General features: G+C 69.1%; 9 protein-coding genes. 8 read left to right on the top strand and 1 reads right to left on the bottom strand.

Translation table 11 applies throughout. The annotated features are described in order from the left end of the window. Positions 1 to 47: 47 nt before the first annotated feature. Positions 48 to 2,264, top strand: a complete 2,217-nt coding sequence (locus tag ON41_RS02010) for a molybdopterin-dependent oxidoreductase (RefSeq protein WP_040744418.1) — start codon at positions 48 to 50, stop codon at positions 2,262 to 2,264. A gap of 394 nt (positions 2,265 to 2,658) precedes the next feature. Beyond that, positions 2,659 to 3,279 carry a pyridoxamine 5'-phosphate oxidase family protein gene (locus ON41_RS02005; RefSeq protein WP_040744417.1) on the top strand — a complete coding sequence of 207 codons (621 nt, stop codon included), beginning with the start codon at positions 2,659 to 2,661 and terminating at the stop codon, positions 3,277 to 3,279. 52 nt (positions 3,280 to 3,331) lie between these two features. Here ON41_RS02005 and ON41_RS02000 read toward each other — a convergent pair whose 3' ends face one another. Next, positions 3,332 to 3,814 carry a GtrA family protein gene (locus tag ON41_RS02000; protein ID WP_083905060.1) on the bottom strand — a complete coding sequence of 161 codons (483 nt, stop codon included), beginning with the start codon at positions 3,812 to 3,814 and terminating at the stop codon, positions 3,332 to 3,334. A gap of 122 nt (positions 3,815 to 3,936) precedes the next feature. Between ON41_RS02000 and dprE1 the strand changes: the two genes are divergently transcribed. From dprE1 to ON41_RS01970, 6 genes are all read left to right on the top strand, one after another. Continuing rightward, a complete protein-coding gene (dprE1, locus tag ON41_RS01995; RefSeq protein WP_246460939.1) occupies positions 3,937 to 5,427 on the top strand; it encodes a decaprenylphosphoryl-beta-D-ribose oxidase in 1,491 nt (496 codons plus the stop codon). Positions 5,428 to 5,443: 16 nt separating this feature from the next. Beyond that, complete coding sequence (dprE2, locus tag ON41_RS01990; protein ID WP_040744414.1) at positions 5,444 to 6,205, top strand: decaprenylphospho-beta-D-erythro-pentofuranosid-2-ulose 2-reductase; 762 nt, start codon at positions 5,444 to 5,446, stop codon at positions 6,203 to 6,205. A 305-nt stretch (positions 6,206 to 6,510) separates the two neighbouring features. Beyond that, complete coding sequence (locus tag ON41_RS01985) at positions 6,511 to 8,463, top strand: arabinofuranosyltransferase (RefSeq protein ID WP_051160858.1); 1,953 nt, start codon at positions 6,511 to 6,513, stop codon at positions 8,461 to 8,463. A 156-nt stretch (positions 8,464 to 8,619) separates the two neighbouring features. Next, the gene (locus ON41_RS01980; RefSeq protein WP_085995585.1) at positions 8,620 to 10,539 is read left to right on the top strand and encodes a glycosyltransferase family protein; all 1,920 of its coding nucleotides are present in this window, start codon (positions 8,620 to 8,622) and stop codon (positions 10,537 to 10,539) included. A gap of 59 nt (positions 10,540 to 10,598) precedes the next feature. Beyond that, positions 10,599 to 13,943 (top strand): arabinosyltransferase domain-containing protein, encoded by a 3,345-nt coding sequence (locus ON41_RS01975; RefSeq protein ID WP_040744412.1) that lies wholly within the window; start codon positions 10,599 to 10,601, stop codon positions 13,941 to 13,943. Positions 13,944 to 14,144: 201 nt separating this feature from the next. Next, the gene (locus ON41_RS01970; RefSeq protein ID WP_040744410.1) at positions 14,145 to 17,525 is read left to right on the top strand and encodes an arabinosyltransferase domain-containing protein; all 3,381 of its coding nucleotides are present in this window, start codon (positions 14,145 to 14,147) and stop codon (positions 17,523 to 17,525) included. Positions 17,526 to 17,577 lie beyond the last annotated feature (52 nt).

Below are 17,577 nucleotides of genomic sequence, written 5' to 3'. Positions count from 1 at the left end.
GTTGTGCCCGGATCGCGCATGTCGGTGCCCGGGGTGATGATGGTGTTATGACGCACGTCACGGAAGACACCCGGACACTGCTTCGCACCTGCCCGCTGTGCGAGGCCGTCTGCGGGCTCGAGGTCACCCTTACCGCCGACGACCTGGTGGCCGGGATCCGGGGCGACCGCCGCGACCCGTTCAGCAAGGGATTTCTCTGCCCCAAGGGCGCCAGCCTCGGCCATCTCGACGAGGATCCCGACCGGCTGACCGATCCGATGATCCGCGACCGCGCCACCGATACCTGGCGCGCGGCCTCCTGGGAGGAGGCCTTCGACCTGATCGCCGAGCGCCTGCCGCCGCTGGCGGCCGAGTACGGACGGCAGTCCACGGCCCTGTACCTGGGCAATCCCAATGCGCACACCGTCGCCGGGGCGCTGTACCTGCCACCGCTGATCCGGGCGCTCAGCACGCGCAACGTCTACTCCGCCAGCACCGCCGACCAGATGCCCAAGCAGGTCGCCAGCGGGCTGATGTTCGGCGATCCGCTCACCGTGCCGGTCCCGGATCTGGACCGCACCGACTACCTGCTCGTCCTGGGCGCCAACCCGCTGGAATCGAACGGATCGCTGTGCACCTCGCCGGACTTTCCGGGGCGGTTGAAGGCGCTGCGCAAGCGCGGCGGTCGCCTCGTGGTGGTCGATCCGCGCCGCACGCGCACCGCGAAACTGGCCGATGAGCACCTGTTCGTCCGGCCCGGCAGCGATGCGTATCTGCTGTTCGCGATCGTGCACACGCTGTTCGCCGAAGATCTGGTGACGGTCCGGGTGGAGGCGAGCGGCCTCGACGAGGTGCGCACGGCCGCAACGGCATTCCCGCCGCAGCGGGTCGCCGACCGCACGGGCGTCCCCGCCGAGACCATCGTCCGGCTGGCCCGCGAACTGGCCGCGGCGCCCACGGCCGCCGTCTACGCGCGCATCGGCACCTGTACGGCCGAATTCGGCACGCTGACACAGTGGCTGGTGGACGTGATCAACGTGCTCACCGGCAACCTGGACAGGCCCGGCGGGGCCATGTTCGCCACGCCGGCCGCGCTCGGCATCGTCCGCACCCGCCCGTTCCGCCTGGGCCGCTGGTCCAGCCGGGTGCGCGAGCTGCCCGAGGCGATGGGCGAATTCCCGATCGCCACGCTCGCCGACGAGATCACCACCCCGGGCGAGGGGCAGGTGCGGGCGCTGGTGACGGTCGCGGGCAATCCCGTGCTGTCCGCGCCCAGCGGCGCGCGGCTCGGGGAGGCGCTGGCCGGGCTGGAATTCATGGTGAGCGTGGATCGCTATCTGAACGAGACCACCCGCCACGCCGATGTCATCCTGCCGCCGCCGCGCACCCTCCAGTCCCCGCACTACGACTTCGCGCTGCTGAACTTCGCGGTGCGCGACTACGCGCGGTACTCGCGGCCGCTGCTGCCGCTGGGCGACCGGCCCTCGGAGTCGGAGATCCTGGCGCGGCTGGCCGTCGCGGCCCTGGGCCAGCAGCCCGAACCCGACCGCGATCCGCTTGCGGCGGTCGACGAGCTGATCATCGCGGGCACCCTGCACAAGGCGGGGCTGCTGGAGCGCCGCGCCGAACTGATCGGCGACAACAGCACCGAGCAGCGCATCGACATGATGCTGCGGCTGGGCCCCTACGGCGAGTGGCATCCGGCCGCGGCGGAGGTCGAGCAGGAGGGGGTGTCCGGCGGGTTGAATCTGCAAGTTCTGCTGGACAATCCGCACGGTATCGACCTCGGCCCGCTGCGGCCCCGCCTGCCCGAGGCGCTGCGCACGGCGTCGAAGCGGGTCGAACTCGCCCCGCAACCGCTGCTCGACGACGTCGCGCGGCTGCGCGACCGGCTCGCCGACGCGAGCACGGGCATGGTGCTCATCGGGCGGCGGCAGCTGCGCTCCAACAACAGTTGGATGCACAATGTCGCGACCCTCGTCGGCGGGTCCAACACCTGCACGCTGCACATCCACCCCGACGATGCCGAGCGGCTCGGACTGGGCGCAGAGGCGGTCGTGAAATCGGCGGCGGGCACGCTCACCGTGCCCGTGGAGCCGACCGAGGAGATCATGCCTGGCGTGGTGAGCCTGCCGCACGGATGGGGCCACGCCGGCAGCACCCAATCGGTCGCGCGGGAGCACGCGGGCGTGAACGCCAATACGCTGACCGACGATTCGATCATCGACACCCCCTCCGGAAACGCGGTGTTCAACGGGGTGCCGGTCACGCTGACACCAGCCTGAAGCCACTCGTTTCGGACATTGCGTACCGGTCGGGACCCGTAAGGGGTGTAACGGGCCGGTCGACTCGGCACGGCCGGGCACGCCGAGCAAAATGGACAACGCAATAGTGCGAATTGCGCTCGGCACCAACCGAATCCGCCCACTGTCGCGCACCGCCACGGCCAGCATCGGCACAGCTATCGGCGAATCGGGGCTTGCCCCCGCGGGTGCGCGGGCGCATCCTCATTCGAGGATGAGATGCCGGACACTGACCGAGTGGGACATATAACCCACTCACCAGCTAGTTTCATAATTTGCCCAGTCCAAAAACGTTCTTTCATATACGATTTCGACATCACCGAGGTTCAGTGCCGAGCCTGGTACATACGACTCCAGCAACCCGAGGGGGCGTGAGATGCCCGGTAGGCGAGGCGGCAGTGACGGTGAGCGGGAACTCCAGGACCGCTTCGGCACCCGCGACCGGGCCGAGCGCTTCGCCGACGATCAGGTGCTGGACAGACTCAACGCCACGATGCTCGACTTCGTGCGGCGGATCGATATGGCGTTCATCGCCACCGCCGACCGGCACGGCGAGTGCGACGCCAGCTTCCGGGCGGGCCGGCCGGGCTTTCTCCACATCGTCGACGACCGCACCCTCGCGTACCCCGAATATCGCGGCAACGGCGTCATGGCGAGTCTGGGCAACATCCTGGAGAACCCGCACGTCGGCATCCTCCTGATCGACTTCACGCACGACCGGATCGGCCTGCACATCAATGGGTCCGCGCGCATCGTCGGCGATGCGGCGCTGCGGCACCGGGTGCCCGATCTGCCGCAGGCCGAGCGCGGCAGGGTCGCCGAGCGCTGGGTCGTGGTCGACGTCGAGGAGGCGTACATCCACTGCCGCAAGCACATTCCGCACCTGGTACCCGGCACCCGCGAGGAGCGGCAGTGGGGTACCGACAATCCCGCCGCCAAGGGCGGCGACTACTTCGGCGCGAAGGCCGAGACCCGGGCACTGGTCGCCGAATACTGAATCCGCCGGTTCCGGCCTGCAACGGTGCTTCACCGGAACCGGCGGATTCGCCTCACTTGATCTTGAAGATCACCGCGCGCTGAACGACGAAGTTGATGACGGTGGCGGTGCCCTGCGCGACGACGAAGGCCAGCAGCACCGCGATGGTCACCGTGTGTCCGGCCAGTTCCCACCGCATGCGGGGCAGGTGATCGTTGAGCAGCGCGTTGATCCCGACCTGGACGACGAAGGTGACCAGATACAGCGCCCACACGGCGGCGAACCGGATGCGGCTCGGCGGCGCCTTGAAGGTCCAGCGGCGGTTGATCAGGTAGGCGGTCGTGGTGCCGACGACGAAGCTGATCGCCTTGGCGATATCGCGCGGGACCCCGAACAGATTCATCAGCACCAGATACAGCCCGAAGTCGACCACCGCCGACAGCACGCCGGTCGCGACGAACCGCACGATCTGCGTCTTGAGGTCGACATCGGTACCGCCCGGCTCGTCGACCAGGGGCAGCTCAGCCGGCAGGGGAAGGTGGGGTTCCGCGGTCACGGGGACGAGCGTAGCGCGCCGCCCACAGCTACATCGGGGCGATCGGCGTGGCGCGATTCACGCCGGTGTACGGCCCGTGACACCGGCACCGATGTCCGGTCATACCTGTAGCCTCTATGCCGATGTCCACGAAAGCTCAGACCTCCACCGCCGCGGGTCCTGCCGAAAAAGCGGGCGACGGCGCTGCGTCACAGAATGACAGCACAGGGTCGACCGAACGCTACGACCTGCCGACGAGTACTCGCAGGCTGACCGGGTGGGGCCGTACCGCGCCGACGTCCGCCGAGGTGCTCTCGACCAGCGATCCGGAGCTGATCGCGCAGGCCGTGGCCGCGGTCGCCGAGGACAACGAGGGGAAACCCGCGCATCTGCGGCGCGGGGTGATCGCCCGCGGGCTCGGACGCTCGTACGGCGACAACGCCCAGAACGCCGGCGGCTTGGTCGTCGACATGACGGCGATGAACAAGATCCACCGCATCGACCGCGACACCCATCTGGTGGACGTCGACGCCGGCGTGAACCTGGACCAGCTGATGAAGGCCGCGCTGCCGTTCGGCCTGTGGGTTCCGGTGCTGCCGGGCACCCGCCAGGTCACCGTGGGCGGTGCGATCGGCTCCGACATCCACGGCAAGAACCACCACAGCGCGGGCAGCTTCGGCAATCACGTGCGGTCGATGGAACTGCTCACCGCCGACGGCACCGTGCATCACATCACGCCGAAGCGGAACGCCAAGTTGTTCTGGGCGACCGTCGGTGGCTGCGGGCTCACGGGCATCATCCTGCGGGCCACCATCGAGATGACGCCGACCGAGACCGCGTACTTCATCGCCGACGGCGACGTCACGCCGACGCTCGAGGACACCATCGCCTACCACAGCGACGGCTCCGAGGACCGCTACGAGTACAGCTCGGCCTGGTTCGACGCGATCAGCCCGGAACCCAAGCTGGGCCGGGCGGCGATCTCGCGCGGCAATCTGGCGAAGCTGGACGAACTGCCCAAGAAGCTGCGGGAGGATCCGCTGAAGTTCAACGGCAAGACGTTCTTCACGCTGCCGGACGTCTTCCCGAACGGGCTGGCCAACAAGTACACCTTCACGCCCATCGGCGAGCTCTGGTACCGCAAGTCGGGTACCTACCGGGGCAAGGTGCAGAACCTGACGCAGTTCTATCACCCGCTGGACATGCTGGGTGAATGGAACCGCGGCTACGGTTCGAACGGCTTCCTCCAGTACCAGTTCGTGGTCCCGCCCGAGGCGGTCGAGGAGTTCAAGAACATCATCCGCGATATCCAGCGGTCCGGGTTCTATTCGTTCCTCAACGTTTTCAAACTGTTCGGGCCGGGTAACCAGGCGCCACTGAGCTTTCCGATGCCGGGCTGGAACATCTGCGTGGACTTCCCGATCAGTGCGGGGCTCAACGAGTTCGTCACCGAACTGGACCGGCGCGTGCTGGAATTCGGCGGACGGCTCTACACCGGCAAGGACTCCCGGACCACCGCGGAGACCTTCCACAGCATGTACCCCCGGATCGACGAGTGGATCAAGGTCCGCCGCAGTGTCGACCCCACAGGCGTTTTCATGTCCGATATGGCGAGAAGGCTGGAGCTGCAATGAGCGGTGAGTACGCGAAATGATCAATGCCGTAGGCAACCCCCAGAACATTCTGCTTCTGGGTGGAACCTCCGAAATCGGCCTGGCGATCTGCACCGAGTACCTGAAGAAGGGACCGGCCCGGGTCGTCCTGGCGGCCCTGCCGAACGATCCGCTGCGCGCGGATTCCGTGGCGCAGCTGGAAGCCGCCGGAGCGTCCAAGGTCGAGGTCGTGGACTTCGACGCGCTCGACACCGGTAGCCATCCGAAGGTCGTCGAGCAGGCGTGGGCCGACGGCGATATCGACGTGGCGATCGTCGCGTTCGCGCTGGACGGCGACGCCGAGGAGCTGTGGCAGAACCAGCAGAAGGCCGTGCGGGTGGCCGAGGTCAACTACACCGCGTCGGTGTCGGTGGGCGTGCTGGTCGGCGAGAAGATGAAGGGCCAGGGGTACGGGCGCATCGTCGTCATGTCCTCGGTGGCCGGCGAGCGGGTCAAGCGCGCCAACTTCGTCTACGGCTCGACCAAGGCCGGCCTGGACGGCTTCTATCTGGGACTCGGCGAGGCGCTGCGTCCCTTCGGCCCCCGCGTCACCGTCGTCCGCCCCGGCCAGGTCCGCACCCGGTTCTCGGCACACGTCGACGAGGCCCCGCTGACCGTCGACAAGGAGGACGTGGCGGCCCTGGCGGTCGCGGCCTCCCAGAAGGGCAAGGAGATCGTCTGGGCCCCCGGCGCCTTCCGCTGGGTCATGGTGATCCTCCGCCACGTCCCCCGCGCCCTGTTCCGCCGCCTGCCGATCTGATCGGCGGCACGCCCACGATCTTCGGAAGCCCTGCACACCTGACCTCGTAGGTGTGCAGGGCTTTCGTGGTACCGGCGCGCGCTCGGGCGTACCTCCCGCATTCCAGCGCGAGTTCAGGCGCACCCGCCCATAACCTGCGCGCTCAGGCGCACCGGCCGTATGTCGGCGGGCACGTAACTGGACCTCCCCCTATTCTGGCGGGCGCTTGGAGTGCCCTTCCTCTTTTCGGCGGGCGCTTTGGGGCACCTTTCCTTTTTCCGGCATGCTTTTGGCCGGAACCAGGCAACACAGAATCCGGAGGCAGCGTGCGAGTACTTGTCCGGCAGGTCGGCGGCAGTCTGGGTGAGGCGGTGCTCGCCGCGGTGGTCGCGGCGGTGGTCGCCGCCGTGGGGCTGGTCGCGTTCGGCACCGTGCAGTGGCCCGCGTTCAACTCCTCCAATGTGACTCGGGCGCTCACCACCGTCGGGCAGGTGGCGGCGGTGGTCGTGCTGCTGGCGGCCATCGTGCTGATCCGGCTGCGGCGCTGGCCGTGGCTCGCGAAAGTGCTGTCCTGGGCGGGTATTTCGGCCTTCGTGACGGTAACGCTGGGCATGCCGCTGGCGGCGACCAAGCTCTATCTGTTCGGCATCTCGGTCGACCAGGAGTTCCGGACGGAATACCTGACGCGGCTGACCGACAGTGCGGCGCTGCACGATATGACCTACATCGACCTGCCGCCGTACTACCCGGCCGGGTGGTTCTGGATCGGCGGGCGGGTGGCGAACCTGCTCGGCATGTCCGGGTGGGAGACGTTCAAGCCCTTCGCGATCGCCTTCCTCGCGGTGGCGGCGGTGGTGGCACTCGTGTTGTGGTCCAAACTGATTCGCGCCGACTGGGCCGTCGCGGTGGCGGCGGCGACCACGGCGGTGACGGTGGCCTTCGCCTCCCCCGAGGCCTACAGCGCGGTGCTGGTCGTCCTGTTCGCGCCCGCCATGCTGCTGGCCTGGGGTGCGCTGTACCGCCCGGCGGATCCGGCCGATACCGCGCCGACCGCTGCGGGCTGGGGCGCGGTGATCGGGGCCGGGCTGTTCCTCGGGCTGGCGATGATGTTCTATCAGCTGTTCGCGGGGCTCGCGGTCTTCACCGTGGTGCTGATGGCCGTGGTGGCCTGGATCGCCCAGCTGTGGCAGCGCAGCGCCGATGCGGTGCACCGGCCGCGGGACGTCGCGAACGGCCCGAGCGCGCTGGGCCTGCTGTGGCCGATCCTGGCGCGGCTGGCCGTCATGGGTGTGATCACCGCGGTACTGGCGCTGATCACCTGGGGGCCGTGGCTGGCGAAGGCGCTCACCGGGTCCATGCCGAAGTCCGGCACCGCGCTGCACTACCTGCCGGAGTCGGGGGCGCGGCTGTCGTTCCCCATGTTCGACTTCTCCGAGCCGATACTCGGGGCGCTGTGCCTGATCGGCACCGTCTGGCTGGTGCTGCGGGCGGCGAGTTCGCGCCGGGCGCAGGCGCTGGGGATCTCGGTGGCGGCCATCTACCTGTGGTCGCTGGCCTCGCTGGCGGCCACCGCGGCCGGGACCACCGGACTGTCCTTCCGGCTCGAGCCGATCCTGCAGACGCTGCTGGCCGCGGCGGGAACCTTCGGCTTCATCGAGGGTGCGCGGGCGCTCTACCAGGCGATCAACGAACCGCCGCGCTTCCGCCTGGTGGCCGCGGCGGTCGGGGTGATCGGCCTGCTGGCGTTCTCCCAATCCATCCCCAGCATCCTGAACACCGAGATCACGACCGCCTACACCGATACCGACGGCAACGGCGAGCGCGCCGATCAGCGCAGCCCGTCGGCCGTCTCGTACTACCGCGAGATCGATGCCGCGCTCACCGCGCAGACCGGGCGGCCGCGCGATCGATCCGTGGTGCTCACCTCCGACACCAGCTTCCTCGCGTACTACCCGTACTACGGCTTCCAGGGGCTCACCTCGCACTACGCGAATCCGCTCGCCGATTTCGCGGGCCGCGCCGCGGAGATCAAGCGCTGGAGCGGGCTGCAGACCCCGGCGGAACTGCGCGACGCGCTCGAGCACACCCCGTGGCGGGCGCCGGACGCCTTCCTCTTCCGCAGCAGCGGCGACAAGTACACCCTGCGGCTCGCCGAGGACGTTTACCCGAACGATCCCAATGTGCGCCGGTACACGGTCTCGTTCCCCAAGACGCTGTTCGAGGATCCGCATTTTCAGGTGACCGGCATCGGGCCGTTCACACTGGTCGTGCGGCGCTGAATCGGCGCGTCGGCGTGTGCACAAACCGCCCATCCTGTGGATAAGACTGTGGAATACCTCATTTTCTGTGGATAACTCCCTTGTCGCCCAGCGCGCTCTCAGGGTGCGGCGGTAGCGTGGTGTGCTAGTTTGTCCAGCACGTAGGGAGTTGTACCTGTGGTACCCGGCGGGGAATCGGATCGCATCGATACGAAGCGATCGGGAGGCACCGCGACAGTTGTCATCGACCCGCCGGCGCCCGCCGGTGGGGCGACCGTCGCGCCCGCCGGAGAGTCCCGCGGCGCCAGAGCCCGCGAGCGGCTGCGCTCGTCCCGCCCCGATCTGCTCATCGGCGCGATCTACTCGGCCTTCGCCGTCATCGTCCTGTCCGGGCAGTGGCGCGACACCGACCACGGCTACCTGCTCAAGAGCGGCCAGGACCAGTCCATGTGGGAGTGGTTCTTCTCGGTGACCGCGCATTCGGTCGCGCATCTGGAGAATCCGCTCGGCACCACGCTGCAGAACTATCCCGCCGGTGTGAACATGATGGCCAACACGGCCATGTTCGGCGTCGGCGTGCCGCTGACCCCGGTCACGCTGCTGTTCGGGCCGACCACCACCTACGTGCTGGTGCTGACCGCCGGCCTGGCCGGGACCGCCTTCGCCTGGTACTGGCTGTTCTCGCGGGAACTGGTCGACTCCCGGTTCGCGGCCTTCGTGGGCGGCGTGTTCTGCGGCTTCGCGCCGGCGATGATCTCGCACGGCAACGCCCACCCGAACTTCGTGCTGCTGGCCCTGCTGCCGGTGATCGCCGGGCTGCTCATCCGGATGGCCCGCCGCGCGGTGGAACAGCCCGAACTCGCGCGGGCCCGGCGGCGGCGCGACGCGGCCGTGCTGGGCGTGCTGGTGGCATTGCAGATCGCGCTCGGCGAGGAGCCGCTGCTGATCTTCGCGCTGGCCTTCGGGCTGTTCGCGGTCGTCTACTACCTGCACGAGCCCCGCCTGGGCCTGCGGGTGGTGCGCGGCGTGGCGCCGACCGTCGCGATCGCGGCCCTGATCACGCTGGTCCTCACCGCGCTTCCGCTGTGGTATCAGTTCTTCGGGCCGCAGAGCTACCGGTCCATCGATCACGGGCCCACCGGCAACGATCTCAAGGCGCTGGTGCAGTTCCCCGCCGAATCGCTCGGCGGCCTCTACGCGCCGGGCCAGAACGTGGGCATCAACCCCACCGAGGACAACTCCTACTTCGGCTGGCCCCTGCTGGCCCTGGTGGCGGTGACCGTCGTGCTGCTGTGGCGGTCGCGCGGCACGGCCGACGGCGAGCCTCGCCACCACCACCGCGTGGTGCGGGCCGCGGCGCTGGTGGTCGTCGTGTTCACGGTGCTGTCGCTGGGCGTGGAGGCGACCTTCGGCAAGCGGCCCACCGGCGTCACCCTGCCGTGGAAGTGGCTCGAGCAGGTGCCGCTGCTGAATACGGTGCTGGAGACCCGGTTCTCCATGGCCGCCGTTCCCGCGATCGCGCTGATCCTCGCCCTGGGCACCGAGCGGGCGATGGCCTACGCGCGGCAGTCGCTCGGCGATCCGCGCCCGCCGATCTGGTTCGGCGTGCTGGCGCTGGCCCTCGCGCCGCTGGTGCCGACGATCCTTCCGGTCACCGAGCGCGCCCCCACGCCGGAGTTCTTCACCGACGGGACCGTCCGGGACTACGTCGACACCGGCTCGGTCGTGATCGCGCCGCCGCCCACCACCGGCGATGCCAAGCCGCTGCGCTGGCAGGTCGACTCGAACTTCGACTTCTCGCTCGCCGGCGGCTATTTCGTCGGCCCCAACTCCGATAAGAAGGGGATCTACGGCGCCGTCGAGCGGCCCACCGCGACGCTGCTGATGCGGGCCCAGAAGACCGATCAGGTGCCCGCCGTCGACGACGCCGCCCGCGAGCGCGCCCTGGCGGACCTGAACTACTGGAAGGCCGATGTGGTCGTGCTGCCGCCCACCGAGCACGGCGGCGCCATCCACGCGACCCTCGACCAGTTGCTCGGGTTCCCGGGGCAGTACGTCCACGGCGTGTGGGTCTGGGACGTCCGTCACCTGGTGTGAGTCGCGGACACCCCCGTGCCGCATCGATTTCCCAGCGGGGGTGGCTAGCATCGTGCATCGTGCGCGCAGACTCCCCAGCGTTTTCCCCGGTTCGCCTGATCGCCCTCGTATCGGGTGTGCTCGCCGCCCTCTTCGCGGTGCTCGCCCCGTTGCTCCCGGTGCGGGAGGACCGCACGACGCTCGACTGGCCGCAGCCGCAGTCGGTGAACGTCGAGGCGCCGCTGGTGTCGTACGTGCCGCTGGACATGAATCTGTCGATTCCGTGCGCGGCGTTCCGCGATCTGCCGAGCGGGACCGTGGTGTCCACGGTGCCCGCCACCGCACCGGGCGCCAGCGCGAAGGGCTTGCTGGCCAAGGTGACCGACGATCCGGGTGGCCGGACGCTGTCGGTGATCCAGCGCGATATCCCGGTCCTGTCCGCGCCGCTGGCCGAGATCGGCGGCTGCACCGCCCTGACGCTCGAATCGACCGCCGGAGCGACCACCGCCGAATTCACCGGAGTCACGCGCGCGGACGGGACGGCGTTCAAGAATTCGGTGGGCGGGGATATCCGCCCGCAGATCGTCGGCGTCTTCAGTGATCTGGACCGCGCGCAGCTGGGTGACGCGCGGCTGCACGCGAATATCGACTCGCGCTTCTCCTCCAGCCCCAGCGCGCTGAAGCTGGCCGCGATCATCGCCGCGATCGTCCTCACCGTCATCGCGCTGATCTGCCTGCATCTGATCGACACCGCCGACGGCCGCCGCCCGCGCCGGTTCCTGCCCGCGCACTGGTGGCGGTTCGGCGTCGCCGATGTGGTGGTGCTGGGGACGCTGGTGCTGTGGCACGTCATCGGCGCGAATACCTCCGACGACGGCTACATCCTGAACATGGCCCGGGCGTCGCGGCATTCGGGCTATATGGCCAACTACTACCGCTGGTTCGGCGTCGCGGAGGCGCCCTTCGGTTGGCCGTACGAGGTGCTGGCGTGGATGACCCGGGTCAGCGACGCCAGCTGGTGGATGCGGCTGCCCTCGCTGCTGGCCGGAATCGTGTGCTGGCTGGTGATCAGCCGCGAGGTGCTGCCGCGGCTGGGCGCGCGGGTGCGGCGCAATGCGGTGGCGCGCTGGACGGCGGGGCTGGTGTTCCTCGTCGCGTGGCTGCCCTACGACAACGGCCTGCGGCCCGAGCCGCTGATCGCGCTGGGCGCGCTGCTCACCTGGTGCTCCATCGAGCGGGCCATCGCGACCGGGCGGTTGCTGCCGGCCGCGGTCGGCGTGCTCATCGCGGCGTTCTCGCTGGCGGCCGGGCCGACGGGGCTCATCTGTATCGCCGCGCTGATCGCCGGGTCGCGGCCGATATTGCAGCTCATCATCAAACGGGCTCGGGGCGAGATGGATTCCGGCCAAGAGCATGCCGGAAAAAGGGAGGGTGAACCCACCCAGGACCGGTCTTCCCGGCGTGCCCCCGCCCCAATTTCCCGGCGTGTTCTTGGCCGGGATCTCATCCTCCGCTACGGCGCGCTGCTCGCGCCCGGCATCGCCGCCGGAACCCTGGTGCTGGTGGTGGTTTTCGCCGATCAGTCGCTGGCGTCGGTTATGGAGGCCACGCGGGTTCGCAAGATCATCGGGCCCAATGTCGCGTGGTTCGACGAGCGCACCCGGTGGGATTCGCTGCTGATGCTGTCGCCGGACGGGTCGCTGTCGCGGCGCTTCGGCATTCTCGGCATGCTGGTGTGCCTGGGTGTGTGCGTGCTGGTGATGCTGCGCAAGAGCGGGCGGATTCCGGGCACCTCGCGCGGGCCGTCGGCGCGGATCCTCGGCATCGTGTTCATGTCGCTGCTGCTGATGATGTTCACGCCGACCAAATGGACCCACCACTTCGGCGTGTACGCCGGTCTGGCCGGGTCACTCGCCGCGCTGACCGCAGTCGCCGTGGGCAGCAACGGGATCAAGGCCTCCTACAACCGCTCGATATTCGCGGCGGCGATCTTCTTCCTGCTCGCCATCACCTTCACCGGATCCAACGGCTGGTGGTACGTGTCCAGCTACGGAATCCCGTGGTGGGACAAGGCGCCGCTGCTCGCCGGTAAGGGTTTCTCGACTGGATTCCTCGGCCTGGCGGTGCTGTGCCTGCTGCTGGCCGCCTACCAGTACTACCGCGAGCCGTATCGGAAGGCGGGCGCCCGCAAGCGGTTCGACCGGTTCGCGGTCCAGCCGCTGACCATCGCCGCCGCGGCCATGGTGCTGTTCGAGGTGGCTTCGCTGGGCAAGGCCGCCGTCACCCAGTACCCGGCGTATTCGATCACGAAGGCGAATCTGCGTGCCCTGAGCGGACATTCCTGCTCGCTGGCCGACGACGTGCTGGTGGAGACGAATACCGCGGATTCCCTGCTGCAACCTGTCACCGGCTCGCCCGCGGACGGATTGGCCGCCCAGAACGTCGGATTCACCCCCAACGGCGTCGCCAAGGACCTGACCGCCGACGCCGAGGAGACCGTCTCCGGCGGGGCCAACTCGGTGGACACCAAGTCGGAGAACAAGACCACCAACACCACCCAGTCCGGCACCGGCGGCGGCAGCACGGAACAGGTGGGCATCAACGGCAGCTCCGTGAAGCTGCCCTTCGGCCTGGACCCCGCCCGCACCCCGGTGCTGGGCAGCTACACCTCCGGGGACAAGCAGCAGGCCCACCTGACCTCCCAGTGGTACGGGCTGGATCTGGCCGCGGCCCGCAACGATCCGGCCTATCAGGTGCTGGTGGTGAGCGCGGCCGGGCGGATCAAGTCGGTCAACAAGGACGGCGTGGTCACCTACGGCCAGGATCTGAGCGTGGAATTCGCCCACCGCGCGGAGGACGGATCCGAGCAGGCGCTGGGTTCGTTCCAGCCGCAGGACGTCGGCGGCGCGCCGTCGTGGCGCAATATGCGCGTGCCGCTGGACCGGATTCCGGACGGCACCAATGCGGTTCGCATCAAGGCGGTCGCCAATGACCTCACGCCGCGGCAGTGGCTGGCGGTCACCCCGCCGCGGCTGCCGAAGCTGTCGACCCTGGATACCGTTGTCGGACGCCAGGATCCGGTGCTGGAGGACTGGCACGTCGGCCTCGCCTTCCCGTGCCAGCGGCCGTTCGACCACCGGGACGGGGTCGCCGAGGTGCCGCGGTGGCGCATCCTGCCCGACCGCGTGGGCTCCGACGCCTCCAACGCGTGGCAGGACGATATCGGCGGCGGCCCGCTCGGCTGGACCGGTCTGCTGACCGAGGCCGAGGCCGTCCCCGCCTATCTGAACCACGACTGGAGCCGCGACTGGGGTTCCCTGGAGCGGCTCACGCCCCTCGTGCCGTCCGCCACGCCCGCGAATCTCGGCGTCACCGTCGAGAACCGATCCGGGTGGGCGAAGGACGTCCCGATCCGGGCGCACTAGCGGTACAAGCACGGCTCGACCGAAACATCGCGGGCCGGGGCGCACGACTGAGGTGGGCCGGACGTGTGCGGTTCGGGCACCGCGTCTTGGCTGGTCCCGGCGTGCGTGCGCACAGCCGCGGAGCTGGGTGAACTGGACGCGTACCCCGAGGGCACCCGTGAACACGGTCACTCTCAGCGCGGGCAGATAACATCACCAACCGTGCCCGACGCCGCAACTGCTGTCTTGACGAAACCGTCGCCCGCTCCATCGACGGCGACACCACGCGATTTCCGGACCGCGCGCCTGGTCGCGCTGATAGCCGGGTTGCTGGGCGCGCTGTTCGCGCTCGCCACCCCGTTCCTGCCGGTCACGCAGACCACCGCGGCGGTGAACTGGCCGCAGGGCGGGACGCTCGGCAGCGTCCAGTCACCGCTGATGTCGCAGGTCCCGGTGGATCTGACCGCGAGCATTCCGTGCTCGCTGGTCGACCAGTTGCCGGCACAGGGCGGCATGCTGCTGGCGACCGCGCCGCCGCAGGGCGATCGGGCCTCGCTGGAGGCGATGTTCGTCCGGGTGTCGAGCACCTCGGTCGACGTGGTCGACCGCAACGCGGTCGTGGCGTCCGCGGAGCGGTCCGAGCTGGCCGGCTGCACCACGATCGATATCTCCTCCGACAACGGCCGCACCGTCGCGGAGTTCAAGGGGGCGACCAGGGAGGTCGAGCGACCGGTCGAGGGCGGTGCGCCGGGCGCCACCGAGAAGGCCGTCGTCCCGATCGACGGCACCCTCGGCGGTGATCTGCGGCCGCAGGTCGTCGGCGTGTTCACCGATCTGAAGGGCGCCGCGCCCGGGGGGCTGTCGTTCCACATGAACGTGGACTCGCGGTTCTCCACCGCGCCCACCGTCATCAAACTGGTGGCGATGATCGCGGCGGTGCTGTGCACGCTGATCGCGCTCGCCGCGCTGGGCCGCCTCGACACCGGCGACCGCCGCGGCCATCGGCGCATCTTCCCCGCGCACTGGCTGAAGCCGACCTGGGCCGACGGCGCGATCGTCGGCACGCTGCTGGTGTGGCATTTCGTCGGCGCCAACACCTCCGACGACGGCTACATCCTCAGCATGGTGCGCGTCGCACCGCACGCCGGTTATCTGGCCAACTACTTCCGCTGGTATGGCGTCCCCGAAGCGCCGTTCGGCTGGTACTACTACGTGATCCAGGCGTTCGCGGAGGTCTCCACGGCGAGCGCGTGGGTCCGCATCCCGGCGCTGCTCTGCGGAATCCTGTGCTGGATGGTGATCAGCCGCGAGGTGGTCCCGCGACTGGGCCGCGGCGTGCGCACCTCGAAGGTCGCGCTGTGGACCGGCGGCCTGGTCTTCCTCGCCTTCTGGATGCCCTACGACAACGGCCTGCGGTCCGAGCCGATCGTGGCCCTGGGCGCGCTGCTGACGTGGGTGTCGATCGAACGGGCCATCGCCACGTCTCGGCTGCTGCCGGCCGCGGTCGCGGTCCTGGTCGCCGCGTTCACACTCGCGGCCGCGCCTACGGGCCTGATGTGTGTGGCGGCTCTGCTCGCCGGGATCAGGCCGCTGGTGGCGGTCGTGGTGCGGCGACGACGCGAACTCGCCGCGGGAGCGGAATCCGGGTGGGCGTCGAAACGCTGGCTGTCGACGCTGATCCTGCTGTCACCGATCGCGGCCGCCGGATTCCTCGTGCTGACCGTCGTCTACAGCGACCAGACCTTCGCCGCGATCCAGGAGGCCAACCGGGTGCGGCAGCTCGCCGGGCCGAACCTGGCCTGGTACGAGGACTACCTGCGCTATTACTACCTGTTCGTCGAGACCGTGGACGGCTCGCTGGCGCGCCGGTTCGCCTTCCTGGTGATGCTGCTGTGCCTGTTCACCACGATGATGGTGCTGCTGCGCCGCCGGCGGGTGCCGGGCATCGCCAGCGGCCCGACGTGGCGGCTGATGGGCGTGGTCTTCGGAACCATCTTCTTCATGATGTTCAACCCGACGAAGTGGACCCACCACTTCGGCGCCTACGCGGGCATCGCCGGATCGCTGGCCGCGGTGACCGCCGTGGCGGTGTCGGCGACGGCACTGCGCTCCCGCAAGAACCGGTCGATCTTCCTGGCCGCCCTGCTGTTCGCGCTGGCGCTGTCGTTCTCGGGCATCAACGGCTACTGGTACGTGTCGAGCTTCGGCGTGCCGTGGTTCGACAAGACCGTGTCGCTGAAGGGCATTCAGTCCAACACGATCATGCTGGTGCTGTTCGGCTTGGCGCTGGCGCTGGTGGCCTGGCAGTCGCTGCGCGAGGGCTACGCCAAACCACCGGCGAGCCCGAGGACCGCGCGCGGCAGGCGAATTCGCAAGTTCGCGGCCATCCCGCTGACCGTGGTCGCGGCGCTGATGGTGATGTTCGAGGTGTTCTCGCTGGTGAAGGGCGCGGTGTGGCAGTACCCGGCGTACTCGCTGGCGCGCTCCAATTTCGGTGCGGTGGCGGGCGATACGTGTGGCCTCGCCAACGACATCCTCGTCGAGCAGAACGTCAACAGCGGCAATCTGGCGCCGATCACCGATCCGGCCCACCCGCCGAAGGACGGTGACCCGCTGGGCGGCGGCGACCCGGTCGGCTTCTCCGCCAACGGAGTTCCGACCGATCTGAAGGCCGACTCCGTCGAGGTGAAGCCGGGCACCGGCAACACCTCCACCCAGTCGGTCGGGGCGGCCTTCGCCGAGGGCCAGAACGCGGGCACCGGCGGCGGCACCACGCAGCAGGCCGGTGTCAACGGCAGTACCGTGGCGCTGCCGTTCGGCCTGGACCCGGCGACCACGCCGGTGATGGGCAGCTACCAGGACGGCGTGCAGCAGCCCGCGCACCTGACCTCGAGCTGGTACCAGCTGCCGCCGCGGTCGGATGAGACGCCGCTGGTGGTGATTTCGGCGGCCGGACGCATCCTCTCGGTCGACGACACCGGCGCCGTCAAGTACGGCCAGTCGCTGACCGTGGACTACGGCAAGAAGCAGCCCGACGGCTCGGTCACCAAGCTGGGCTCGTACCTGCCCCGCGATATCGGCCCGTTCCCGTCGTGGCGCAACCTGCGGGTGCCGCTGGATCAGATCTCGCCCGAGGCGGATACCGTCCGCATCGTCGCGAACGACCCGATCCTGATCGGCGACCAGTGGCTGGCGTTCACCGCACCGCGCGTCCCCAAGCTGCAGACGCTCAACGACGTCATCGGCACCGAACAGCCGGTGCTGCTCGACTGGGCCGTCGGCCTGCAGTTCCCGTGCCAGCGCCCGTTCGACCACCTCAACGGCGTGGCCGAGGTGCCGAACTACCGCATCCTGCCCGACCGCCCGCTCGCGGTCAGCTCCACCGACACCTGGCAGGCCGAGGAATTCGGTGGGCCCCTGGGCTTCTCGCAGATGCTCGCCAAATCGGTGACCATCCCGACCTATATGAAGAACAACTGGGCCCGGGACTGGGGTTCGCTGGAGCGCTACGACCAGTACTACAAGGCGGCCCCGGCGCAGGTGACCACGGGGACCACGACCCGCTCCGGGTTCTGGTCGCCGGGACAGCTGCGGGTGTTCTGAGCTGAAGAGCGACAAGGGCCCTGCCGGGAGTTATCCCGGCAGGGCCCTTGTC

Source organism: Nocardia transvalensis NBRC 15921, assembly GCF_000308875.1.
GTDB lineage: Bacteria > Actinomycetota > Actinomycetes > Mycobacteriales > Mycobacteriaceae > Nocardia > Nocardia transvalensis.
This window is presented reverse-complemented; position numbering and strand designations above follow the sequence as displayed.

What these genes read in the sequence shown, in the direction of transcription:
- dprE2 (WP_040744414.1), top strand. Translation starts at nt 5,444, where the DNA reads ATGATCAATGCCGTAGGCAACCCCCAGAACATTCTGCTTCTGGGTGGA.
- dprE1 (WP_246460939.1), top strand. Translation starts at nt 3,937, where the DNA reads ATGTCCACGAAAGCTCAGACCTCCACCGCCGCGGGTCCTGCCGAAAAA.
- ON41_RS02005 (WP_040744417.1), top strand. Translation starts at nt 2,659, where the DNA reads ATGCCCGGTAGGCGAGGCGGCAGTGACGGTGAGCGGGAACTCCAGGAC.
- ON41_RS02010 (WP_040744418.1), top strand. Translation starts at nt 48, where the DNA reads ATGACGCACGTCACGGAAGACACCCGGACACTGCTTCGCACCTGCCCG.